The sequence below is a fragment of the uncultured Brachyspira sp. genome (assembly GCF_944393015.1).
Lineage (GTDB): Bacteria > Spirochaetota > Brachyspiria > Brachyspirales > Brachyspiraceae > Brachyspira.
The window spans coordinates 1-23,417 of the sequence record NZ_CALXYQ010000034.1 but is presented as its reverse complement, the minus strand read 5'-3'; the positions used below and the strand labels follow the sequence as shown (position 1 = coordinate 23,417).

The following is a 23,417-nucleotide window of genomic DNA, read 5'->3' as shown; positions in this document are numbered from 1 at the left end:
ATAATCATTTTATATAATCAATTTTTACTAAATTTAAAGGTAATTTATCAACACTTTCAGCATCAGTATCTTTTAATACTTTGATAGTTTTTGTTACAAGAGAATCATATATTATATTATAATCATCTTGTGTGAAAACTTTAAATTTAGAAGTAGCCATAGGAAGCCCTATACCTTTAACCTGAGCACCTAATACAGTAGTTTTTCCTCCGCTGAAATTACCATTATAATAAGAGGCAACAGCATTGTAAACAGATTCTCTTATCAATTTTATAGCAGAAGTAATAACAGTAGGAGATTCAAAACTTTGATCAACATCTACACCTATAACTAATCCATTATTATTTTCAGCAGCACTCATAACAGAATTTCCAGCAGCACCTGCAGCAGAAAATATTACCTGCACTCCGTTTCTATACCAAGAAGTAGCCAAAGTTTGATTTTCCGGAGTAGGGTCATAATTACCTACATAAGTATATTTTATATTTACAGAATTTTTAGGTAATTTTAATTCAACAGCAGCATAATCAGCCCCTTGTACAAATCCGTATCCGAATCTTACAACTGCAGGGTGTGCAACACCTCCCATAAATCCTAAATTAGTATATCCTTCTTTTACTATAGAGTATCCTGCTAAGAATCCTGCTTCTTCTTCTGAATAAAGAATGGCTACAGTATTAGATGATGTTTTATAATCAGTATAAGTTCCGTCCTGAGGTTCTCCGTCTATCAATATAAAATGTATATTTGTATATATATCCTGCGCCTTATAAATAGCAGGTTCAAACATATATCCAGGAGTTACTATAAGTTTAGCACCGCATCTAGCTGCAAGGTCTATAGTGTTCATATAAGAATCTATATCTTTGTCAGGAACTCTGTAATATTTGTATGTTATACCGTAATTTTCAGCATAATCTTTTACTCCTTCCCAAGAACCCTGATTAAAAGATTTATCATCTATAGGCCCTAAATCTATAAGTACAGCTATTTCAGAAGTATTTGTATCTTTATCTGCTTTTTGACCGCATGATAACACAAATAAAGAAATGATAAATAAAACACATAACACAATTTTTTTAATCATAATTACATCCTAAAATTATTTTTTTATTATTGTTTTTATATTGTTATTATTTTTTATCTTTTTCTATCAAAATTTTAATTGATTCTATTATCAAATCTATTGCTTCTTCCCCAGTATAATCTTTTGGGTCATTAATATTATTTTTCACTCTCTCCTGATTATGTAAAACAAGCATAGCCGCTCCGGTTCTTACATTCTTAGCAGCACCTACTGCAAATAATGTAGCAGATTCCATTTCAGAAGCCAAACAGCCAGCTTTGATATAACTATCCCATTTATATAATAATTCTTTGTCTACTGCCATACTTTCAGGTGCATGCTGAGCATAAAAAGCATCTTTGCATTGTACCACACCGACATGAGTTCTCGTTTTTACTTTATTAGCTCCTTCAATCATAGCCTCAAGCACATCTATATTAGGCACGCATGGAAACTCTTTAGGTATATAATTATCCATTGTACCGCCGCCTTTTATAGCACCATTAACTATAACAACATCGCCAGGCAATACATCAATATTCATACCTCCGCAAGTACCAACTCTTATAAATGTATCAGCTCCAACTTTGATAAGTTCTTCCAAAGCTATAGCAGTTGAAGGGCCTCCTATACCATGAGAAGTAGTTGAAACTTTAACTCCGTTTATATATCCTGTATAAGTTGCATATTCTCTATAATCAGCTATTAATTTGGCATCATCAAATCTTTTAGCAATTTTCACGCATCTTTTAGGATCTCCCGGCATAATAACATATCTTCCGACATCACCTTTCTTTAATTTCAAATGATGAACTAGATTTTCATTTTCTTGATAATAGGCTTTTGGAAACATATTTGATTACCTCTTTAATTACTTCTTTTCAGCTTTTTTGTCTTTCTCATTTAATAAAATAATAGCTTCTAATGCTGTTAATATCATATTTTCTATATTATCGCTGTATTCTAAATGAGTACCCATTCTTTCAACCATAGTATTTTCTACTATATGCATTATTCCGCCGGCTCTTACCTTTCTTAAAGAGGCACAGGCAAAAAGAGCGGCACATTCCATCTCTGAAGCTATGGCACCGCATAAGGTATAATATTTAAGATTATTTTCAAACTTTTCTCTGAAAAAAGAATTCTGAGGTTCTAATTCTCCATAGAAACAGTCTTTACTATGAACAACGCCTATATGATAATTAGCATTTATTTTTTTAGCGGCATCTCTTAATGCAAGCATAACATCAGTATTTGCAATAGCAGGATATTCAAGAGGTATATATTCTTTTGTAGTGCCTTCATCTTTTATTGCAGCCTGAGCTATTGCCAAATCATTAGGCTTTACTTTAAGACTAAGTCCGCCTGCAGTTCCAACTCTTATAAATGTATCGGCACCTACTTTAATAAGTTCTTCCATAGCTATTGAAGCTGAAGGTCCTCCTATACCTGTTGAAGTTACAGAAACATCTACTCCTTTATATTTACCTGTTACAGTAACATATTCTCTGTAATCGGCTTTTAATTCAGGATTATCCAAAAATTTTGCAATATATCCCACTCTTTTAGGATCCCCCGGAAGAAGCACATATCTTGCTACATCGCCTTTTTTTAATTTTATATGGTATTGAAGAAGATTATTTTTAAATGCCTCTTCATCATAGAATGCTTTAGGTTCATTATATTCCATAGATGATTATCTCCTGCTTTACTTACATTAATAACTATATAATCATAACTGTAATTACATAGAAGATTTTACTATTGCTATACCGCTGCTTGTTCCAAGTCTATTTGCACCTGCTTCAATCATTTTTAAAGCATCTTCATAAGTTTTTATGCCTCCTGAAGCTTTAACTCCCATTTCTTTTCCTACAGCCTCACGCATAAGTTTTACATCATGTTCTGTTGCTCCGCCTGTAGAAAATCCTGTTGAAGTTTTAACAAAATCTGCACCGCATTCTTTAGCTATTTTACATGCCGATACTTTTTCTTCATCTGTTAGAAGACAAGTTTCTATAATTACTTTTAATACGCTGGCATGGCAAGCATCTCTTACTTTTTTTATATCTCTTTCAAAAAGATCTATTTTTTTGCTTTTTAGGAAACCAACGTTTACAACCATATCTATTTCATCAGCTCCGCTATCCACTGCAACTTTTGTTTCATAAGCTTTTGCCTCTTTCATCATAGCACCCAAAGGAAAGCCTACTACTGAACATACCTTTACATCTGAATGCAATAAAAAATTATAAGCTACATTTACATAAGCTGAATTTACGCATACAGAATAAAATCTGTATTCTTTAGCTTCTATACATAGCTTTCTTATATCATCTATTGTGGCATCAGGTTTTAAAATAGTATGGTCTATTAATTTATTAAGATTATTCATATTTTCTCCTCATATTAAATATGATATAAAACATTGTTCTATTTGTCAAATTTATTATGTTATATATTATTAGTATATAAATTAATTTATTAAAATCATGATATTGTAAAAATTAAAAGAGAATTTTCTTATTTATTTAAATTGAAAATAAAAAAGCAAGTGCCTAAACACCTGCTTTTATCATAATTCTAAATTAATTATTTATTAACTACCTTTTTGACAGCCTCTATAACCATATCCTGTTCTTCTTTAAGAATATCATTATCTATAGGCAAGGCAATATTATGTTTTGAAGCATATTCTGATACCGGCATATCACCTTCCTTGTATCCTAACTTCTTAACTAATACAGGTGCTAAATGTATAGGGTGAGGATAATAAAGTGCAGTTGGTATGCCTAATTCATTTAATTTATTTCTAACTTCATCTCTATTATCTTCTACCTGTATAACATACTGAGCATGTACGCTTTGAGTATATTCGGCTACTTGAGGTACTTTTACTACATCTTTTAATTTTTCATTATAGTATTCAGCAGCACTTCTTCTATGATCCATATCAGCATCAAAGCCTTTGAATTTCTCAAGCAAAATACCAGCCTGTAAATTATCAAGTCTTCCTGTAGTTCCTAATTTAACATGGATCATTCCGCCTTCATCACCATGATGACGAAGCTGTTTAAGATTTTTATATAATTCTTCATTATTAGTAAACACCATTCCACCGTCTCCAAAACAGCCTAATGGTTTAGCTGGGAAAAATGATGTTACAGCAATATCGCCTAATTTTCCGGAACAGGATTTTATATTTTTATAACTAGCTCCAAATGATTGACAAGCATCTTCTATAACAAATATATTATTTTTCTTAGCAATATCTAATATAACATCATAATTAGCACATTGTCCGAATAAATTAACAGGTATAATAGCAGCAGTATTTTTATTGATCAAACTTTCAAGCTTTTTTACATCCATATTAAAATATTCATCAATATCGCAAACTCTTACTTTCATTCCTAGGAAAGCAGGAGCTTCAGCAGTTGAGAAGAATGTCATAGCAGGAACTATAACTTCTTTTTTAGAATGATCCTCACCTGCATTGAATCCTAATGCTAAAAGTGAAAGCACCAAACCAACATGCCCAGATGATACACCTACAGCATATTTAGCTCCTGTATAATTTGACAATTCCTTTTCTAATTCATCTAATTCGGCACCGAATACGAATTGACTTCTTTCTATAATAGAAGATATTTTTTTATCAATAGCTTCTTTTCTCTTTTCGTATCCTCTGTAAAGGTTCATATATTTCATAAAAAATCCTTTATAAAAAAATAAAATAACAGTTAAATTGTATTCAAAATAGAATTAATGTCAATATTTTTATATTTTAAAAAACTTGACAATGGGTCTTATTTTTCTATACTTTATAGTTATATAATGTAATTAGTTATAGTATTATAGAGTTGAACTATGAGTATAGAATATTGCGGAAATAAAGTAGAAAAAAGATTGTCACTAAAGATCCCTAGTGATAGATTGTTAGTACCTAAAATTTCTAATGATTTTTTACATTTTTTGCATTCTAATGGAGTAAAGGAATGCGATGCTTTTCAAATAGCTTTTGAAGAAGCTTTAACTAATGCCATAATTCATGGAAATAATAATGACTATAATAAAAATGTAAGTATGTATTTTTATATTGATGATGAAAGAATTAAGGTTGTAATTGAAGATGAAGGTGATGGATTCGATTATTTTTCCGCTATGATATGTTTAACAGAATCCCAGGATAATATTTATAAAGACAGCGGAAGAGGAATATTTCTCATTTCCTTATATACAGATGATTTTTATTTTGAGAACAATGGAAGAAGAATAGTAATAATTAAAAACAGACGTTAAATATGTTTATAATTTTATATTATAGTATTTAGAACTATATTTTTTATTGATTTATTTTAATTTCCCGCCCTTTTGTTTTTTTATTTTTATAGTATTGATAATTTTATTATATTTAGTGTTTTATTAAGAAAAAGCATGCCCACCCTAGTGAATATTAAATTTAAAACTTTGATTAACGCACGGTGAACGGCATTTTTTAATATAGTTAAGTTTGAATTTTAATATCATTAATATTTATAATTTAGCTTAGCGTGCGTTGAGTGCCATGCTTTTTTAAAAAAGCTTGGGTGGGTGCTATATTTTCTAAATAGGCAATAATGAAATAAAAAATTGTATATTTCTAAGTTGATTAAAAAATTAAAAGGGCGGGGTATCTAGTTTTTGCTAGGAATACCAAAAGGCATTCTCAATTTTACTATAGTACCGGCACCTTCCGAACTGTCTATGCTTATTGTTCCTTGCATAGTATCAAGCAAATCTTTTACAACAGATAAACCAATACCCATTCCGCCATATTCTCTTTCAAATCTTGAATCAGCTTGATAAAATGGTATGAATACTTTTTTTAATTTGCTGGGCTTTATTCCCTTTCCAGTATCTTTTACTATTATCTCAATTTCATTCGGTATAATATTTTTCATAGTATGATAATTGAATAAGTCAGGTGAGAAATCAAGCTCTTTTTTTTCTATAGTATCTAAAGTTCTTACATTTATTGATATAGTTCCTGATTTTGTAAATTTGAAAGCATTGGATATTATGCCTTCCATTATAAGTCTGAATCTTTCATGATATCCTATTAATGTAGTGCAGTTTTTTTCTATATTCATTTCTATATTTATATTTTTAGGGTAGATGAATTTATAACCTTCTATAATAATATCAAGTTCTTCTTTAATGTTAAATTCAGATACATATTTAGAACTTTCATCATCTTTTAAAGCTATCTGTATAAGATTGTTATTAGTATCATAAAGTTTTTTAATGCTTCTTGAAACTATATTAAAGAATTCTTCTCTTTTTTCTTCAGGCATATTATTCTTTTTAAGCAGATTAATATACCCCATGATTTCTGTAAACGGATGTCTTAATTCATGAGAAACTGTTGCTTTGAATTCTCTTATTAATTTATTATAATGTTCAGCACTTTTTTTTAGAGAATTTATCTCATTCAAAAGAGCATGAAGCCTTTTTTGAAGTATTAAATTATGATTCTTCTGATGTTCATATAGTATTGAGAAATAAAGCCTATGAAGTCCTATTTCAGTACCGGCATTTTTTATCACGCCTTCCTTACACCATCTCATAGCCTTCTCGAACGGAACGAAAAAAGATTCTATAGTTTCTTCCATTACAGAACCATCAGTTTGAATTTCTTTTTTTGGAGTTAATCCTGTTATATCGCATGTGGCAATATTAATTCTCTCTGTTATAATGCCTGAAGAACTATAATATCTATGTCCTAATACATTTATCTTTTTTAAATCTACATCATATCCTGTTTCTTCTTCAAGTTCTCTTTTAGCACATTTTTTTATTCCCTGATTAGGATTCTTTTCATTAATTTCATCTTCTTCAAGCATTCCGGCAGGAAACTCTAAGAAATTCATAGTATGTTCATCTATTTCTTCCGGGCTTTTTCCTGTCATAACTTTTTCTCTATAATAAACAACCGGTCTGAAATTGCTTATCATAAGAACATGTATTTGATTATCTATATAAGTATACGGTACAATAATAACAGCATCTCTCCCTTTTCTGTTAATTATATCACAGTTATATTCTCTGGAAAAAGATCCGTCATCATATTCATTAATAGCCATAAATCTCTCTAAACTTACAAATCCAGTATCTAACTGTATAGGAGGCGATTTACGGAAATATTTAGTGTTTTTTACTTTTTTTATTTTCTTATCATTAGACATAAATTGAATCTCTTTAAAAAATATTTTTTATCACATTTTTCAATAAACTTATATAATATGATAATTATCATTTGCTTATTTATTTAAAAAATATTTAATTAATTATTGTAAAAGATTACTCTTTTTTTATTATTTTTATTAAAGTTATGACATTGCCTTTTTTATTAAATTTTACTTCATCAAAGTACGATTTAATCATCATAATTCCTCTTCCGCTTTCGCGAGCAAATCCATCGCTATTGATTTTTTTTGCTTCCTGTTTAGGTTTAAATCCAAGTCCTTGATCTTTAACAGCAATAATAATATTATCATCTTCTATTTGCAATGTTATTTCTACATGAGTTGTTTTAGCTTTTTCAGTTTTTAGAAGTTCTTTTAATTTTTTATGGTAAATATTTTTCTTAAGCCAATTTTTTTTAGTTTCATATAAGATATTAAGATTTCCATGCTCAATTGCATTCATAATCACTTCATATAATGCAGCGGCAAATAAATCCATTTCATTATTTGGTATGTATTTTTTTACATCAGCAGATAAAGTTTCTATCAACGGAGTAATATCTTCTAATTTATTCTCAAGTAAATACTTTTTCATTGGGCTATTATATCATTAAATAATATAATATCAAATTTATAAATGAAATATGTTTTAATTGTAATATATTTATGTATAGCTGTTTTAAATGTATTTTTTATATACTTGACAAGAGTAAAGTTGTGTAGTATAATACTCAAGTATATTTGTATAAATTTTTTTGCTATGAAAATGATTAATAAAGAAATATAATCTTTAAGGAGACATATATGAAACGAACTTATCAGCCAAGTAAGTTGCGTCGTGCTAGAAAATTCGGATTTTTTAAACGTATGGCAACTAAACATGGAAGAGATGTTTTAAAACGTAGAAGAAGAAAAGGCAGATATCGCTTAACTGCAGCAGATGAGTAAAATATTGAGCAATTATTAAGCAGTACTTATGGAAGCTGTTACAGGGAATACTCATTGAAATTATATAGTAAAGAGCGGTTAAAGCACAGAAAAGACATATCAGCTTTTTTTAATAATAGCAGCAGTGTTAAAAGAATTTATAATTCTAAATACACTGTGCTCTTATTAGAAAATAATCGCTCATATTCTAGGTTTGCTGTAACTATAAAAAGAAACAAAACTAATTCTGTTGGCAGAAATAAGGTTAAAAGAATAGTTAGAGAAATATATAGAACTCAAAAAGATAAAATTCCTACTGGATATGATTATTTTATTATAGTTAATAGGTTTGATAGTTATAAGCTGCCTTCATTTGATGATTATAAAAAAGACTTATTAAAATTATTTCAGAAGGTTTTGCATATATGAAAAAGATTCTTTTGTTTTTGATTTTTTTGTATCAGAAAGCTATTTCACCTTATTTAAGGCCTTCCTGCAGATATATACCTTCATGTTCTGAATATGCTAAACAGGCTGTCATTAAGTATGGGGCTATAAAAGGTAGTTTTCTTGCAATTGCCAGAGTACTGAGATGTAACCCGCTAGCAAAAAAAATATATGATCCTGTGCCATAGTATTTTTATGTGTTAGTCCATCTTCCTTTTTTAATTGCTTAACGAATTCTTTTCTGTATATAATTGATTTAAGGAGCTTTAACATTTTATGAGCAATAATAAAAGAATGGTTATAGCTATTGGACTTTCCGCTATAATAATGTTTCTATACATGTTCTATCAGGCTAAAACAATGAAGCCTGTTTATAATTCTAATAATGTAAATACAAATTCAAATGCTGTCAGTAATAATAATACAACTTCTGAAAATACTCTATTAAATACTGCTCAAATGCAAAAAATAGAAAAAATAGAAAATACAAATGCAGCAATTAATAATGAAAAAATTCTTGAAAATGAGTATGTTATAGCAACTTTTAAAAATGGTTCTTTATATTCATATAAATTAAAAAATTATTATCCGCAGGATTTAGGTCCTGATGCTACAAATGAAATTATTGATATGGTAGAACAGGTTTATGAAGGTATTTATCCTTTTACTGTAACATTTCAAAACCTATCAAATTCTATTGCAATACCTGAAAATTTGGATTATCAATTAGCAGAAGAAAGTGGCGATAAAGTTTCATATTCTGCTAATGCTATTATAGATAATACAGAAGTAAAAATAACAAAAACTTTTACTTTTGGAGAAGACCCTTATCAGTTAAAAAATTCTGTTAGTATAGAAAATGTAGGTGAAAAAGATCTTTCTTTATTCTATTCATATTTCTTGGCTACAGGTATAGGTCCTTACAGAACTGATAAAAATGCTGTAAGAGAAGATGCTACTAAGGCACAATATTTGATAAAAGGAAATGGTAAATCTAAAATACTATTAACTGGAGATATAGTAAAAGATAATCTTTTCTCAAGATTATTTGGATTTGGTAATTCTTCAAAAGGAATTAAAACTAATCAGATGAGATATGCCGTATATGAAGGCGAGGATAAATGGGTGGCTTTAAATAATAGGTATTTTGCTATTATTTCTTCTCCTGCTCAATCTAATAACACAGTTTTTGAAACTATGACTTTTTCTAAGCCTTCAACTAATGAATATAGAAATGATTTTCATGTAGCAAATTTAATGTCTAAGCATACTATAAAAAGCGGTTCTTCTATTACTGATAATTATTCAGTGTTTATGGGACCTAAGGTAAGAAGGACTTTCTCTAAGTATTATTTAGAAGAATCTTATGAATCTATATTCCAAGAATCTTTCTTAGGAATTAATTTAAGATTTTTAACTTATATATTAGATATTATTCTTAATGCTTTATATAATATTACAAAGAATTATGCTTGGGCTATATTACTGTTTACATTCTTATTCAAGCTTGTAACTTTCCCGCTTAACCATGCTTCTTATAAATCTATGAAGAAGATGCAGTTGGTTAATCCTAAGATAGAGCGTTTAAGAGAGCAGTATAAAGATTATCCTGATAAATTGAATGCTGAAATAATGGCTATTTATAAGAAAGAGAAGATTAATCCTTTAGGCGGATGTCTTCCTATGTTATTACCATTCCCATTATTAATAGCATTTTTCTATCTTATGCAGTCTATGGTAGAATTAAGGAATACTCCATTCTTATGGATAACAGACCTTTCTTCCCCTGATAAATTATTCGTATTTCCAGCAGGAATACCTATATTAGGAGGATTTAATTTTAACTTGTTCCCTATAGTGATGGCAGTAACTAGTTATTTAAGCATGAAATTGCAGCCTTCATCTTCTGCAGGAAATTCTAGTGCAGCTACACAGATGAAGATGATGACTACTATTTTCCCGCTTATGATGCTTCTTATGTTCTATAACTTTGCGAGCGGACTTGCTTTATATTGGACAGCACAGAATATATTTGGAGTTGCTCAGCAGTTTATAACTTCAAAGATTGATAAATCTAATACAAATGAGATAGTTGAAGAAGAAGAAATAAAACAAACTGGAAAAAAGAAAAAAAGAAAAAAAAGATAATGGTTATAACAAATTAAAAGTAATATAAAAATTACTTTATCATATAGAAAGGAGGATACTATGTTAGTAAAAGAGTTTAGTGGTAAATCAGAAAAGGAAGCCGTTAGTAAGGCACTTGAGGAACTTAATCTTACGGAGGATCAGGTTAGAATTGAGGTAATAGATAAGGGTAAACAAAAAATTTTAGGATTTGGAGAGGAATCTCCTACTATTATAAGAGTTTATTATGAAGAAATTTCTACAAATTTGGGCGAATTTCAATCTATAGTATCTAATATATTAAAATACATGGGGGTTGAGGCTGAAGTTACTGCTAAGGAAGAGAGCGAAAAAAGAATTTATATTAATATTTCTACAGAGGATTCTGGTGTACTAATAGGTAAAAAAGGTGCTACATTAGAGGCTTTACAATTCATCATTTCTTTGATAGCTTCTAAAAAATTCAATGATGATACTGAAAGGCATATCATATTAGATGTTGACGGCTACAGAGAAAGACGCGAAGAGACTTTAAAGCATATTGCCCGTCAGGCTGCTCAGCAGGCTAAAAAGACTAGAAGAGTTGTGGCTTTGGATCCTATGTCGCCTTATGAAAGAAGAATCATACACTTAGAACTTCAAAATGATAATGATGTTGAAACTAAGAGTGATGGTGAACCGCCATACAGAAGCGTAAAAGTATATTCAAAAAGAAAAGGCGGTTATAACAATAAAAGATATAATGACAGAGGCGGTTATAATAAATCATATTATAGAAACAGATAATATTATATGATTTAATTTTAAGGGGGCTTTTAAAAGCCTCCTTTTTTTATTATATTAAAATTTTATTCTAATTCCCACCCTCTATATTTATTGCCTTTATTTCACATATTAATATTATTTATTTTTTTAACTTAACACAAAAAAGCACAACCCACCCAAGCTTTTGATTAGATTTTTTGGCTATCTCAACGCACGGTGTGAAGATTTTTATTATATAATTTAAATTTGAATAATTAATTAATTTATATATTTAGAATTGCTAAACGTGCGTATTGGAAATCTATATATTTAAAATAAGCTAGGGCGGGCATGTTTTTTTAATTATAGCTGTAAAGGAAATAAAAATAAAAATTTTATAAATTAATTGAAAAGCATAGAGGGCGGGGAATTAGAATAAAGCTATAAAAAAAGGGACTTAATTTAAGCCCCTTTAATTTTTTCTTGTATAAATAAATATTATCTGTCATTATAGCCGTTAGGGTGATTTTTATGCCAATTCCAAGCAGTTTGTACTATAGTTTCTAATGAGTCTATAGTAGGAGTCCAGCCTAAAACCTCTTTAGCTCTCTTACTGCTTGCTATAAGCTCTGATGAATCTCCTGCTCTTCTAGGACAAACTTCTGCAGGTATAGGATGTCCTGTAACCTTTCTGGCTACTTCAATAACTTCTTTTACACTAAATCCATTTCCATTTCCTAAATTGCATGCAACACTTTTTCCGCCTTTCTTCAAATAATTCATAGCGGCAATATGAGCCAAAGCTAAATCGCATACATGTATATAATCTCTTAAACAAGTTCCATCAGGAGTAGGGTAGTCATCACCGAATATTTTTATTGAATCTCTTTTTCCAAGCGGTACTTGAAGTATTAATGGTATTAAATGTGATTCAGGTTTATGATCCTCGCCAATATGTCCGTCTGGATGAGCACCTGAAGCATTAAAATATCTTAAAGCTACATAATTAAAATCATAAGCCTTAGTATACCAAGAAAGTATTTTTTCTAATGCTAATTTACTGTCGCCGTAAGGATTAGTAGGTTCTTTTCTGCAATCCTCTTCCAAAGGAATTTTCTCTGGTTCTCCGTAAACCGCAGCAGTAGAAGAAAATATAAAGTTCTTAACATTTGCTTTAAGCATTGCATTAAGAAGATTAATAGAATTGGATACATTATTATGATAATATTTAGCAGGATTCTGTACGCTTTCTCCTACTTCTATATAAGCACATAAATGCATTACAGAATCAATATCATGACTTTTAAAAATTTTATCAAGTAAATCGCTATCCCCTATATTTCCATGATAAAAATTCTTGCAATCTTTAATAGCATCTTTATGTCCATATTCCAATGAATCTATTATAACAGTTTCTATATTCTGTTTTAAAAGTTCATTAACTACATGTGAGCCTATATATCCAGCTCCTCCGCATACTAAAACAGCCATATTAATACTCCAAATTAAAAGTTTTATTTATAACTAAAGTATAATTAAATTATAAAAAAAGTCAAAGAATTATTTTGATAAAATAAAATGTAAAGTTTGATTATAATTAATATTTTATTTTTTTCTTTTTTCATATATACTAATTATATATGTATTAGTATTATTTACTAAATAATAAACAATAAAATAGAGGAGTTTATATGATTTACACTTTAACACTAAATCCTGCAGTAGACTATTATATGGATATGAATAAATTGGAAGAAGGAGAACTAAATAAAGTAAATACTTCATATACTTTAGCAGGAGGAAAAGGAATAAATGTTTCTAAAGTATTAAAAAATTTTGGCATTGAATCTGTTGCCTTAGGATTTTGCGGAGGCTTTACAGGTGATTATATAAAAACAGATTTAAATAAATATGGAATCAAAGAGAATTTTATTGCTCTTGAACAAAATACTAGAATCAATGTAAAGATAAAAACAGGAAAAAAAGAAACTGAAATAATGGGGAAATCTCCTAAGATATTGCAGGAGAATATAGATCAGCTGCTTTCTATTATAGATAATAATATTCAGGATAATGATATATTAGTTCTTTCAGGAAGCGTACCTAGTTCAGTGAAAGAAGATATTTATAAAGATATTATACAAAAAACAAAATTAAAAAATAATGTAAAAGTAATATTAGATTCAAGAGAAACTGCTTTTAAAATAGCAGTTAAGGAAAATGTTTTTCTTACAAAGCCAAACAGAAAAGAATTGTCTGAATATTTTGGAAGAGATATAAAAACTGTATACGACATCATAACTTATGCAAGGCAATTAGTAGAAGACGGAAGTGATAATGTTTTAGTATCATTAGGAAAAGATGGTTCTGCATTGGTTACTAAGGAAGGCTCTTATATAGGAAATGCCCCTGAAGGAAAGCTTGTAAGTTCTGTTGGTGCTGGGGATGCAATGGTGGCTGGTATTGTATATGGAATAAGCAAAAATTTAAGTATACTAGATTCTTATAAGTACGCTATAGCTTCAGGTACTGCTACAGCTTTCAGTGAGGGGCTTACAACATTTGAAGATATGAATAATTTATTAGATAAAGTTGAAATAAAACAGATTAATTTAAAATAAAAATATTATTTATTTTATTAAGTTTATTGCAGCAGAAGGCTAATTTTTTAGTTTTCTGCTGTTTTTATTTTAATATGTAAACTAAAATCATCAAAAATTTTTTTTAATTTTGTATTTATTGTTGATTTTAATTGATAAAACTATCATAATATAACTATAGAAAAGTAAATGGAGTTGCTTATGAAAATAATAAAACAAATTATTATTGCTATGATTTTTATCAGTTCTTCTATATTATATTCACAGTATTATGCAATAGGAGAATGGTATTTAGTTGAGAAGATAGATCCTATAACAGATGTAAAAGAAATTTCTATATTTATAAAAAAACAGGAAGAAAATAGTTTAAACTTCAATACATTAATGATAAAAGTAAACAGCAATTCCATAAATATAAATTTATATACTCCTTCTTTGCTTTTTAAACAGCGTTTTAATGATAATGATAAAATAGATATCGTATATAGATTAGGAAAAAATGAACCTAGAAATACATCATTAAATAAATATGGTGAAACTGAATTTTATTCATTGACTAATTCTCAAATAGCAAGTCAGCAAAGTATAATTTTACTTAAAGAATTATTACATAATAATACTTTGGCTGTGAGAGCTTTAGAAACTATTGGCAGTGCAAAATACACATATACTTATGTTTATGATTTGCAGAAATTAAAAGAGATTTTATTATATGCTGATTTTGAAGGTACTATATTAGAGAATTATCAAGCAGAATTTGAATCCATACTTGAAAATCAGAGAACTGAAGAGAAAGATAAAGTTACTCAAGATTCAGAATCATCAGAAAATTCAGAAACATCAGAAGAAACTGAAACACCTAAAACAAATCATAAAGATAATATATATTTGATAGATGATATTAACTATAAAAATCCTATCATTTAATATTATTAAATATTCGGTTTCTTGAAGCATGTGCCAAGGCTATAGCTACTGCATCAGCGGTATCATCTTGAATAATATCAGCACCTGTAAATAGATTGACCATTTTCATCATGGCGTCTTTATTTGCATTTCCGTTGCCTGTTATTTGAGATTTTACCTCTTTAGGTTTGTATTCAAAGAATTCAATATTATTGAGTGTTAAAGCTAATATTATAACACCTCTTGCTTCAGCAACTTTTATTGCAGTTTTAGTATTTTTTGAAAAGAATAATTCTTCTATTGCGGCATTAGAAGGTTTATATTTTTTTATGAGTTCATCTAATTGAGTGTATATAAATGAAAGTCTTTGATTATATTCTTGATTTTGAAAGGTTTCAATAAGCCCGGAATCTACTATTTTGTATGCAGAATTTTTTGCTTCTATAAAAGCATATCCGCATCTAGCAAATCCCGGGTCTATTCCTAAAGTTATCATAAAGATATTAATTGCTTTTATTGTTTATTTTATGATAATTATTATTCTTCTATTAAGTTATCAGTAATTTCTAAGTTAGTAGCTACTGCAGAAACATCATCATGATCTTCAAATAAACCTATGATTTTCATAACTTTTTTAGCATCATTTTCAGCTATAGTCATAGTATTATCAGCAACGCGTACTATTTCAGCACTTTCAGGCTCTATGCCTTTAGCTTTTAAAGCATCAACTATAGATGATAAAGTTTCCATAGGGCCAGTGATAGTAAATACTTCTTCATCTTGTTCTATATCTTCAGCACCGGCATCTAAAACTATATCCATTAAGCTTTCTTCAGTATTTCCAGCAGCAGGTATCATTACAACAGCTTTTTTCTTAAACTGCCAAGAAACTGCACCGTTTTCTGCCAAGTTTCCGCCATTTTTACTGAATATAGATCTTATTTCAGCAGCAGTTCTATTTTTATTATCTGTAGCAACGTCTACTATTATAGCTACTCCGCCTGGAGCATAACCTTCATAAGACATTTCTTCGATATTAGCACCTTCTCCTGCTCCAGCACCTCTTTTTATAGCTCTGTCTATATTATCATTAGGCATATTAGTGCCTTTAGCTTTTACTATAACCATTCTTAATCTTGCATTCTGGTCTGGGTCTGGGCTTCCGCCTTCTTTTACTGCGATTGTTATTTCTTTTGCTATTTTTGACCAAATTTTACCTTTTTTTGAATCATTTGCGGCTTTCTTATGTTTAATACTAGCCCACTTGGAGTGTCCTGACATATTACACCTCTATTTATTAGATTTTTTATTTACTGATTATTTATTCGCCGTAATTATATATCAAAATACAACTATTGTCAACTTATAATATATATTTTGATTGATTATCATATTTATATTCTTAATTATATAAATTATTAACTTACCGCACGCAGAATAAAATTTAAAATATAAGCTAATTATTATTACAATTTAAACAATAAATTAAAATGCATTAAACGTGCGTTAAGCAGATTATATATTTAAATACCACTTGGGCGGGTGCTTTAATTTCTAATTGAAGCTTTAAATATAAAAAATACTAAAATTTAAATTTTAGCAATAAATTTTAAAGGGCGGGGTATGTAATTTAAGTTTTTAAATTTAATTACATTTGCCCACCCTCTAGGCTTACAGTTTTTAATCTGCAATATAAACTTAATTTTTTCTTGTTACTTTAATTAGATTTTTTAGCTGCCCACCCAGGATTTTTTTAAATTTATAGTGCATTTACCGCACGCATAGCAGAACTTTAAATATAGATTAATTGAAAAATAGAATTTTAATTATATATTAATGATTCATTCACCGTGCGTTAATAAAATTTAATTTTGTTCAGTATATTTCATATTATTTGATTTTTTGTTAGAATTATATTGAGAAAATTATTAGGAGTAAATTTTATGTTAAAGGAAGTAATGCATATAGGTATTACTGTGAGCAATATAGAAAGATCTATTAATTTCTACAGAGATATTTTAGGCTTAACATTAATAGGAGAGGCTTTAATGGAAGGCAAAGAAACAGATGCTCTTTTTGCTATGAATAATTGTAAGGTAAAAATTGCTTATCTTAATGGCAGTGATAATATAATAGCTCCTCCTATAGAATTATTACAATTTGTAAGCCCTGAAACTATCAAAGATGAGCCTAAATTAAATAAAATTTCAGCATCAGAGATTTGCTTCAGAGTAGAGAATATAGAAAAAGTATATAAACATTTAATTGATAACAATGTAGAATGTTTATCAGAGCATCAGGAATTTGATTTTACTTCTTACGGATTTTCAAAGAGCAAAGCATTATATTTCAAAGATCCTGATGGTATAATATTAGAATTGATGGAAACATTTTGAATTCAATAATAGCATTTGTTTTGTATGATAGGATATATATAAAAAATAAGGCAAATATGAACTATAATATACTAAATATATTTTTTATTCCTAATTTAATTATTGAAAAATAAAGCAAATGATTTAAAATATTAATATCAAATTATGGTGTAATTATTATGAAACATCTTTATAAATTGGATAATGCAGCTAAACTTTTTGTTTCTATAAAAAATAAAAAAAATATACCAATATTCAGAGTGTCAGTTGTACTTAATAATGAAGAAGTTAATCCTGATATACTTCAGGAAGCATTAGACATCACAATAAAAAGATTTCCAACACTTTCGCTTATGATAAAGAAAGGATTATTTTGGAATTACTTTGAAGAAAATCATAGAAGATTGATCGTAGAGGAAGATAAATATTATCCCTGCTATAATATAAACAGCAAATTAAATAACGGATATCTTTTGAGAGTAGGCTATTATAAATATAGAATTTTTACTGAAGTTTATCACTCTCTCGCCGATGCTACGGCTTTAATAAGTTTTTTAAAATCTTTGCTATATCATTATTTTGTTTTGTTAGGAAAAAATATTGATGATAAAAATGATGATATATTTAAAGATACTGTTCCAATTATGGCAGACTATGATGACAGCTTTTCTGTGCATACAAAGAATAAAATAGAAACTAAAAAAGAAAAAAAGATAAAGAATGTTTATTTGATTAAAGGAAAGCCTTTAAAATTTTACGGCGATAATGTTGTGCATGGAATGATAAGTTTGAAAAGTATAAAGGAAGAGAGTAAAAAACATAATACTACAATCACATCTTATATATTATCGGCTTTGGTTTATTCAATTTATGAAACTAGAATAAAAAACAGACTTGACGGAAAAAATATAGTGATGTGCGTGCCTGTTAATTTAAGAAGTATATTTCCTTCAATATCATTAAAAAATTTCTTCGGGGTTGCTAATATATTGATTCCCACAGACAAGGAATTAACTTTTGATGATATTATAATGATTACAAACAGAGAGATGAAAGAAAAAATAAGTAAGGAAAAACTTCAGAATTTTATATATGAGAATACGAAATTAGAAAATAATATATTTGCAAAATTTATACCTTTAGTTATTAAAAATTTTGTAGTTAATTTAGCATTTGAACTTTTTGAAGATAAATTGAAAACTATGACAATATCGAATTTTGGTAATATATCTTTGCCTGATGATATGAAAGATTATATAAGTCATTTTGAAGCTGTTGTATATCCTACAATAAACAGTCCTTTAAATTGCGGCTTATGCAGTTTCGGTGATAAATTATCAATTACATTTAATAGAACGGTAATAGAAACTGATATAATAAAATATTTTTTTAGATATATATCTAATATTACAGAAGTGGAAATTTATTCTAATGATTATGGAGTATAAATAAAATGGCTTATTGTAATAATTGCAGATTGAAAATTAAAACTAATAGAAATATATGTCCTTTATGTTTAAAAGAATTAAATAATAATGATAATGAAATAATAAATGAAGAGTATCATTCTTATGAATGGTTTTATAAAATGCAGAAAAAAATCAATGCCCAAAAAATAGTTTTGCTTTCATCATTAGCTGCAATAATAGCTTTGATAATAATAAATATTTCAACTAATTCAAAATATAATTGGGCTGTAATATCTGTTATATCAATATTATGTTCTTATTTTACTTATGTATGTTTTACAGCGGATACTTTATATTTAAGGCAGAAATTACTTATAGAGTTTTTTATACTTATGCCTCTCGTTATTGTAATAGATATATTCACCGGTTTTTATAAATGGTCATTTAATTATGTTATTCCTTTCTTGTCGCTTGGTTTAAATATTGCTATGTTTTTAATTGCAGTTATAGATAGAAAATATTTTAATGAATATGTTTCTTATATAATGTCTGCTTCTTTTATATCAATAATAATGATAATTCTTCCTTTATTTCATTTTGTACTTTGGAGCAGTTTATCGGCTTTGGGAGGAGGTATTATAATTATTTTAGCTATGCTTATATTATTTAGAATTGATTTTGTTTCATCTATAATAAAGATTTTTCATATATAATTTATAAATAAGGAGTATTTTTATGGAAGATAATAAAAGAGAAGAAAAAGAGCAAATAAAAAAAGAAAAAGAACAAAGGAAACTCGAAGAAAAAAAAGCTAAATTGGAAAGAAAACAGAAAAAAATAGAGGAAAAGATAAGAAGAAAAAATTTGCTTGGAGAGTATCTTACTTATCCAAGTATGGCTGTTAATTTTATAAAAGCTGATAAGAAAATAAAGCCTGAAAAGTATCAATTCGATAAAAATAAGGCACAATATATATTATATTTTGCTCCTCAATTAAAAGAAAATGAAAGCCCAAAGAAACAGGTTATAGTTTATTTATATGGCGGAGGCTGGAGAGAGGGCAATGCTAATTTATACAGATTTGTTGGAAGAAGATTTGCAAAAGAGAAATTCCATACTATTTTATTAGGATACCGACTCAGTAAAAAATATAAATATCCCGCTCAAATAGAAGATGTATTTGCAGGATTTAATAAAGCATTGGAAGTTTTGAAGAATAAAAATATTGATTATTCTGATATTATAGTGATAGGCTCATCTGCCGGTGCTCATTTGGGAGCTTTGCTTGTTTACTATAAAGAAATGCATAAGAAGTATAATGTGGATTGTAATATTTTTAAAGGATATGTATCTCTTGGAGGGCCAACTGATTTAAATGTATGTACTAATGATATAATAACTCCTATGCTTGATCAATTATTTGAAGAGGGCTACAATAGGGAAGAGGCTAATCCTTATAATCATATAGACGGAAGCGAGAAAACAAAAGTACTATGCGTTCATTCCGAATTGGATCCTATTTGCGATGTTGAGAATTCTATTCATTTTTCTAATAAAGTTAATAGCTTTCATGATGGCTTAGCCGATTGTATTATATTTGATAATAAAAATATTTATCATAATAATTTAGTTAATGGCATATTCTTTGAGGCTATGGACAGTGAACATATATTAGATAAAGTATTCAAATGGATTGAAAAAATTGACAATTAAAAAATTGCACTTCCGCTTAAATTAAGTAATTTTATTTAAATAAAAAGCTGATATCTTATAAATAAGTTATCAGCTTTTATTATTTTAATTATTTAAGAAATTTTTTATATATCTAGTCTGTTCTGTATTTTTTAACAAAAATGCATCATGCCCATAATTGGATGCTATTTCATGAAATGTTGTATCTATATTAGAATGCTGATAAGCAGCAACTATTTCAGCAGACTGAGTACTTGGATAAAGCCAATCCGATATAAAAGATATAATTAGAGTTTTTTTCAAATTAATATTTTTTTTATGTTTTATTTTTTTTATTTCATCTTTAACATCAAAAAAATCCATAGCTTTAGTAAGATATAAAAAACTATTAGCATCGAATCTTGCCGTAAATTTTTCTCCGTTATAATGGAGATAATTTTCTACTTCAAAAGAAGGAGTAAAATATTTAACAGCTGTTTTTCTCTTCCTTCCGAATTTCTTTCTCATATATTCTTCACTCATGTATGTGATATGTCCAAGCATTCTAGCTAAAGCAAGACCTCTGTCAGGAGATGACATACCATAATATTTTCCGCCGTACCATTCAGTATCTTCTGTTATTGCCTGTCTTGCTATTTCATTTAAGGCTATCTGCATAGGGGAATGGCTCATAGAACTAGCTATTACTATTGCTTTTTCCATCATTTGAGGATAAGTTGCAGTCCATTGTAATACCTGCATTCCTCCCATAGAACCTCCAGCCACGCAATAAAGTTTATTTATTCCTAAGCTGTCAATTAATATTTTTTGTACTTTTACTATATCTTTAATTGTGAAAGTTGGGAAGTCTGTACCGTAATATGAATTACTATTTGGTTTTTTTGAAGAAGGTCCTGTTGTTCCGCTGCAGCCTCCTAAAACATTTGAGCATATTACAAAATATTTATCTGTATCTATTGCCTTTTTCTTACCAACAAAATTATCCCACCAAGTAATAACATCAGCATCTCCTGTAAAAGCATGGCATACCAAAATAGCATTATCCTTATTTACATTTAAATGTCCGTTTACAGTATATGCTATAGTTAATTCATTTATTGAAGCTCCGTTTTCAAATTTGAAAGGCTTCTCATAATTAAAATATTTAACTTCTGTTTTTCCTTGTTCATTATTTTCTTTTTTATCTTTTTTTATAATATTCTTCATAAAATAATCCTCTTATTAAAACAGGAGTAATTATTAATACCCCTGTTTTTTATATTTAAATTATTTATTTGCTATAGTTAAAGCTTCATCTAAATAATAAAGTATATCATCAATATGTTCTATACCTATTGAAAGCCTTATGAAGTTTTTGCTTATTCCTCCCTTTTTCAATTCCTCTTCAGATAATTGTGAATGAGTAGTGGAAGCAGGATGTGCAACCAAACTCTTAACATCTCCTACATTAACCAAATGAGAGAATAATTTTATATTGTCTATAAATTTAACTGCAGCTTCATATCCGCCTTTTATACCGAATACAACCATTCCTCCGAATTTATCTTTCAAATATTTGCTTGCTGTAGCATAAGACGGATCATTTTTAAGTCCCGGATATCTTACCCATTCAACTCTATCATCTTTTTCTAAAAACTCAGCAACTTTTAAAGCATTAGAGCAATGTCTGTCCATTCTCACTGCCAAAGACTCTGTTCCCTGAATGAATATCCAAGAGTTATCAGGAGAAAGACAAGCACCCAAATTTCTAAGAGGCACAGTTCTTACTCTCAAAGTAAATGCTATATTTTTAAGTTCATCAGGCAAATCATAAGCCCATCTTAATCCATGATAATTTGCATCCGGTTTTGAAAATAGAGGGAATTTATCGCTTTGCCAATTAAAGTTACCGCCGTCAGTGATTATTCCTCCTACAGCACTTCCATGTCCGCCTATCCATTTTGTAAGCGAGTTTATTACAATATCGGCACCATGTTTAATAGTTTGCAAAAGATAAGGAGTCGTAAAAGTTCCGTCCACTACCAATGGTATTCCCGCATTATGTGCTATTTTAGCAACTGCTTCAATATCTGTAAAATCTAATGAAGGATTTGAAATTGTTTCTATAAATATTAATTTAGTTTTATTAGTGATAGCCTTAGCAAAATTCTCTGGGTCTTTAGCATCTACAAATTTTGTGTTAATTCCAAATTTAGGAAGTATTGCTCCGAATTGTGAATATGTTCCTCCATACACATTGAATGCAGAAACTATTTCATCTCCAGCCTCACATATAGTGATTATAGTATAAAAAATAGCATTTGTTCCTGAAGATACTGCAATAGATGCCTTACCGCCTTCCATAGCTGTAATTCTTTTTTCTAATATATCTGCTGTAGGATCTCCTAGTCTTGTATAAATATACCCGAGTTCTTTTAAATCAAATAAGTCAGCAGCATGTTTTGAATCTCTAAATAAATATGAAGTAGTTTTGTATACCGGCACTCCTCTGCTTCCGAATGTATCATTATAATCCTGTCCTGCATGTGCAGCTAATGTTTCAAATTTTAATTCTCTTGACATCTTTAATACTCCTTTTTATATTAATAGATTAAAATAAAAAAAGCCGCCAAATAACTTTGACGGCTTTAAAGTACAAAATAAAAAATAAATTATTATTTACAGCCATCATTATTAAACATACACATTTGCATGAGGCAAAACATTTTGTTTATAACGATGATTGTCTTCATTTACAATATTTCCTAATATATTTATTTAATAATTAACTATAGATTATATGTTAATATAAAATTATTGTCAATAGTAATTAGTTTTATTTTTTGCATGGGTGCCATACATATTGCATTTAAGTATTCCTTATCTTTTTGAAGTATAACATAGGTGTATCATAATTT

General features: G+C 28.6%; 24 protein-coding genes. 12 read left to right on the top strand and 12 right to left on the bottom strand.

The features are described from left to right. Positions 1-4: 4 nt before the first annotated feature. The 5 genes from Q0K19_RS11000 to Q0K19_RS10980 all read right to left on the bottom strand — a co-directional run bounded on the left by Q0K19_RS11000 (position 5) and on the right by Q0K19_RS10980 (position 4,777). Positions 5-1,087, bottom strand: coding sequence for a BMP family ABC transporter substrate-binding protein (locus tag Q0K19_RS11000; RefSeq protein ID WP_297247881.1), 1,083 nt, complete (start codon positions 1,085-1,087; stop codon positions 5-7). 46 nt (positions 1,088-1,133) lie between these two features. After that, positions 1,134-1,919, bottom strand: coding sequence for a nucleoside phosphorylase (locus Q0K19_RS10995; protein ID WP_297247879.1), 786 nt, complete (start codon positions 1,917-1,919; stop codon positions 1,134-1,136). An 18-nt stretch (positions 1,920-1,937) separates the two neighbouring features. Further along, positions 1,938-2,756 carry a nucleoside phosphorylase gene (locus tag Q0K19_RS10990; protein ID WP_297247877.1) on the bottom strand — a complete coding sequence of 273 codons (819 nt, stop codon included), beginning with the start codon at positions 2,754-2,756 and terminating at the stop codon, positions 1,938-1,940. A gap of 54 nt (positions 2,757-2,810) precedes the next feature. After that, positions 2,811-3,461 (bottom strand): deoxyribose-phosphate aldolase, encoded by a 651-nt coding sequence (gene deoC / locus Q0K19_RS10985; protein WP_297247875.1) that lies wholly within the window; start codon positions 3,459-3,461, stop codon positions 2,811-2,813. Positions 3,462-3,658: 197 nt separating this feature from the next. Next, complete coding sequence (locus Q0K19_RS10980) at positions 3,659-4,777, bottom strand: DegT/DnrJ/EryC1/StrS aminotransferase family protein (RefSeq protein ID WP_297247873.1); 1,119 nt, start codon at positions 4,775-4,777, stop codon at positions 3,659-3,661. A gap of 159 nt (positions 4,778-4,936) precedes the next feature. On the opposite strand from Q0K19_RS10980, the gene Q0K19_RS10975 reads away from it, so the two are divergent. After that, a complete protein-coding gene (locus Q0K19_RS10975) occupies positions 4,937-5,368 on the top strand; it encodes an ATP-binding protein (RefSeq protein WP_297247871.1) in 432 nt (143 codons plus the stop codon). Between the two features lie 374 nt (positions 5,369-5,742). Here Q0K19_RS10975 and Q0K19_RS10970 read toward each other — a convergent pair whose 3' ends face one another. Beyond that, complete coding sequence (locus tag Q0K19_RS10970) at positions 5,743-7,293, bottom strand: ATP-binding protein (RefSeq protein WP_297247869.1); 1,551 nt, start codon at positions 7,291-7,293, stop codon at positions 5,743-5,745. Positions 7,294-7,408: 115 nt separating this feature from the next. After that, positions 7,409-7,888, bottom strand: coding sequence for an ATP-binding protein (locus tag Q0K19_RS10965; RefSeq protein ID WP_297247867.1), 480 nt, complete (start codon positions 7,886-7,888; stop codon positions 7,409-7,411). 209 nt (positions 7,889-8,097) lie between these two features. Between Q0K19_RS10965 and rpmH the strand changes: the two genes are divergently transcribed. From rpmH to jag, 5 genes are all read left to right on the top strand, one after another. After that, complete coding sequence (gene rpmH / locus Q0K19_RS10960; protein ID WP_008723263.1) at positions 8,098-8,241, top strand: 50S ribosomal protein L34; 144 nt, start codon at positions 8,098-8,100, stop codon at positions 8,239-8,241. Between the two features lie 54 nt (positions 8,242-8,295). After that, positions 8,296-8,649 carry a ribonuclease P protein component gene (gene rnpA / locus Q0K19_RS10955; RefSeq protein WP_297247865.1) on the top strand — a complete coding sequence of 118 codons (354 nt, stop codon included), beginning with the start codon at positions 8,296-8,298 and terminating at the stop codon, positions 8,647-8,649. Further along, positions 8,646-8,855: a membrane protein insertion efficiency factor YidD gene (yidD, locus tag Q0K19_RS10950; protein ID WP_041177161.1), complete on the top strand. Its 210-nt coding sequence runs from the start codon at positions 8,646-8,648 to the stop codon at positions 8,853-8,855. Before rnpA ends, yidD begins: the two co-directional genes overlap by 4 nt. Before the next feature lie 88 nt (positions 8,856-8,943). Then, positions 8,944-10,815, top strand: coding sequence for a membrane protein insertase YidC (yidC, locus tag Q0K19_RS10945; RefSeq protein WP_297247861.1), 1,872 nt, complete (start codon positions 8,944-8,946; stop codon positions 10,813-10,815). 60 nt (positions 10,816-10,875) lie between these two features. Next, on the top strand, positions 10,876-11,580 hold the full coding sequence (gene jag / locus Q0K19_RS10940; protein ID WP_297247859.1) for an RNA-binding cell elongation regulator Jag/EloR: 705 nt from the start codon (positions 10,876-10,878) through the stop codon (positions 11,578-11,580). A 456-nt stretch (positions 11,581-12,036) separates the two neighbouring features. On the opposite strand, the gene galE is transcribed toward jag, so the two are convergent. Continuing rightward, entirely contained in the window at positions 12,037-13,029 is a 993-nt protein-coding gene (galE, locus tag Q0K19_RS10935) for a UDP-glucose 4-epimerase GalE (RefSeq protein ID WP_297247857.1), read from the bottom strand. Positions 13,030-13,229: 200 nt separating this feature from the next. Between galE and pfkB the strand changes: the two genes are divergently transcribed. After that, the gene (gene pfkB / locus Q0K19_RS10930) at positions 13,230-14,159 is read left to right on the top strand and encodes a 1-phosphofructokinase (RefSeq protein ID WP_297247856.1); all 930 of its coding nucleotides are present in this window, start codon (positions 13,230-13,232) and stop codon (positions 14,157-14,159) included. A gap of 180 nt (positions 14,160-14,339) precedes the next feature. Continuing rightward, positions 14,340-15,065: a hypothetical protein gene (locus tag Q0K19_RS10925; protein WP_297247854.1), complete on the top strand. Its 726-nt coding sequence runs from the start codon at positions 14,340-14,342 to the stop codon at positions 15,063-15,065. On the opposite strand, the gene ruvC is transcribed toward Q0K19_RS10925, so the two are convergent. Further along, positions 15,058-15,540 (bottom strand): crossover junction endodeoxyribonuclease RuvC, encoded by a 483-nt coding sequence (ruvC, locus tag Q0K19_RS10920; RefSeq protein WP_297247852.1) that lies wholly within the window; start codon positions 15,538-15,540, stop codon positions 15,058-15,060. The two genes, Q0K19_RS10925 and ruvC, sit on opposite strands and share 8 nt — an antisense overlap. 41 nt (positions 15,541-15,581) lie before the next feature. Then, positions 15,582-16,325 carry a YebC/PmpR family DNA-binding transcriptional regulator gene (locus Q0K19_RS10915; RefSeq protein WP_012671045.1) on the bottom strand — a complete coding sequence of 248 codons (744 nt, stop codon included), beginning with the start codon at positions 16,323-16,325 and terminating at the stop codon, positions 15,582-15,584. A 662-nt stretch (positions 16,326-16,987) separates the two neighbouring features. Here Q0K19_RS10915 and Q0K19_RS10910 point away from each other — a divergent pair. The 4 genes from Q0K19_RS10910 (at position 16,988) to Q0K19_RS10895 (ending at position 20,541) form a co-directional block, all read left to right on the top strand. Further along, a complete protein-coding gene (locus Q0K19_RS10910; RefSeq protein WP_297247848.1) occupies positions 16,988-17,440 on the top strand; it encodes a VOC family protein in 453 nt (150 codons plus the stop codon). 158 nt (positions 17,441-17,598) lie between these two features. Continuing rightward, positions 17,599-18,867, top strand: coding sequence for an alcohol acetyltransferase (locus Q0K19_RS10905; protein ID WP_297247847.1), 1,269 nt, complete (start codon positions 17,599-17,601; stop codon positions 18,865-18,867). Positions 18,868-18,872: 5 nt separating this feature from the next. Then, on the top strand, positions 18,873-19,541 hold the full coding sequence (locus Q0K19_RS10900) for a DUF6320 domain-containing protein (RefSeq protein WP_297247845.1): 669 nt from the start codon (positions 18,873-18,875) through the stop codon (positions 19,539-19,541). Between the two features lie 22 nt (positions 19,542-19,563). Further along, a complete protein-coding gene (locus Q0K19_RS10895; RefSeq protein ID WP_297247843.1) occupies positions 19,564-20,541 on the top strand; it encodes an alpha/beta hydrolase in 978 nt (325 codons plus the stop codon). An 84-nt stretch (positions 20,542-20,625) separates the two neighbouring features. Here the strand turns inward: Q0K19_RS10895 and Q0K19_RS10890 are convergent, their stop codons facing one another. Continuing rightward, positions 20,626-21,726, bottom strand: coding sequence for a homoserine O-acetyltransferase (locus tag Q0K19_RS10890; RefSeq protein ID WP_297247841.1), 1,101 nt, complete (start codon positions 21,724-21,726; stop codon positions 20,626-20,628). Positions 21,727-21,786: 60 nt separating this feature from the next. Beyond that, a complete protein-coding gene (locus tag Q0K19_RS10885; RefSeq protein ID WP_297247839.1) occupies positions 21,787-23,082 on the bottom strand; it encodes an O-acetylhomoserine aminocarboxypropyltransferase/cysteine synthase family protein in 1,296 nt (431 codons plus the stop codon). Positions 23,083-23,417: the final 335 nt, after the last annotated feature.

Excerpts from the sequence above, each read along its gene's own strand:
- jag (WP_297247859.1), top strand. The coding sequence starts at position 10,876 with ATGTTAGTAAAAGAGTTTAGTGGTAAATCAGAAAAGGAAGCCGTTAGT.
- Q0K19_RS10990 (WP_297247877.1), bottom strand. The coding sequence starts at position 2,756 with ATGGAATATAATGAACCTAAAGCATTCTATGATGAAGAGGCATTTAAA.
- yidD (WP_041177161.1), top strand. The coding sequence starts at position 8,646 with ATGAAAAAGATTCTTTTGTTTTTGATTTTTTTGTATCAGAAAGCTATT.
- Q0K19_RS10965 (WP_297247867.1), bottom strand. The coding sequence starts at position 7,888 with ATGAAAAAGTATTTACTTGAGAATAAATTAGAAGATATTACTCCGTTG.
- deoC (WP_297247875.1), bottom strand. The coding sequence starts at position 3,461 with ATGAATAATCTTAATAAATTAATAGACCATACTATTTTAAAACCTGAT.
- galE (WP_297247857.1), bottom strand. The coding sequence starts at position 13,029 with ATGGCTGTTTTAGTATGCGGAGGAGCTGGATATATAGGCTCACATGTA.
- Q0K19_RS10885 (WP_297247839.1), bottom strand. The coding sequence starts at position 23,082 with ATGTCAAGAGAATTAAAATTTGAAACATTAGCTGCACATGCAGGACAG.
- Q0K19_RS11000 (WP_297247881.1), bottom strand. The coding sequence starts at position 1,087 with ATGATTAAAAAAATTGTGTTATGTGTTTTATTTATCATTTCTTTATTT.
- Q0K19_RS10970 (WP_297247869.1), bottom strand. The coding sequence starts at position 7,293 with ATGTCTAATGATAAGAAAATAAAAAAAGTAAAAAACACTAAATATTTC.
- rpmH (WP_008723263.1), top strand. The coding sequence starts at position 8,098 with ATGAAACGAACTTATCAGCCAAGTAAGTTGCGTCGTGCTAGAAAATTC.
- Q0K19_RS10905 (WP_297247847.1), top strand. The coding sequence starts at position 17,599 with ATGAAACATCTTTATAAATTGGATAATGCAGCTAAACTTTTTGTTTCT.
- Q0K19_RS10915 (WP_012671045.1), bottom strand. The coding sequence starts at position 16,325 with ATGTCAGGACACTCCAAGTGGGCTAGTATTAAACATAAGAAAGCCGCA.
- Q0K19_RS10975 (WP_297247871.1), top strand. The coding sequence starts at position 4,937 with ATGAGTATAGAATATTGCGGAAATAAAGTAGAAAAAAGATTGTCACTA.
- Q0K19_RS10900 (WP_297247845.1), top strand. The coding sequence starts at position 18,873 with ATGGCTTATTGTAATAATTGCAGATTGAAAATTAAAACTAATAGAAAT.
- Q0K19_RS10980 (WP_297247873.1), bottom strand. The coding sequence starts at position 4,777 with ATGAAATATATGAACCTTTACAGAGGATACGAAAAGAGAAAAGAAGCT.
- ruvC (WP_297247852.1), bottom strand. The coding sequence starts at position 15,540 with ATGATAACTTTAGGAATAGACCCGGGATTTGCTAGATGCGGATATGCT.
- Q0K19_RS10895 (WP_297247843.1), top strand. The coding sequence starts at position 19,564 with ATGGAAGATAATAAAAGAGAAGAAAAAGAGCAAATAAAAAAAGAAAAA.
- Q0K19_RS10910 (WP_297247848.1), top strand. The coding sequence starts at position 16,988 with ATGTTAAAGGAAGTAATGCATATAGGTATTACTGTGAGCAATATAGAA.
- Q0K19_RS10925 (WP_297247854.1), top strand. The coding sequence starts at position 14,340 with ATGAAAATAATAAAACAAATTATTATTGCTATGATTTTTATCAGTTCT.
- Q0K19_RS10995 (WP_297247879.1), bottom strand. The coding sequence starts at position 1,919 with ATGTTTCCAAAAGCCTATTATCAAGAAAATGAAAATCTAGTTCATCAT.
- Q0K19_RS10890 (WP_297247841.1), bottom strand. The coding sequence starts at position 21,726 with ATGAAGAATATTATAAAAAAAGATAAAAAAGAAAATAATGAACAAGGA.
- yidC (WP_297247861.1), top strand. The coding sequence starts at position 8,944 with ATGAGCAATAATAAAAGAATGGTTATAGCTATTGGACTTTCCGCTATA.
- pfkB (WP_297247856.1), top strand. The coding sequence starts at position 13,230 with ATGATTTACACTTTAACACTAAATCCTGCAGTAGACTATTATATGGAT.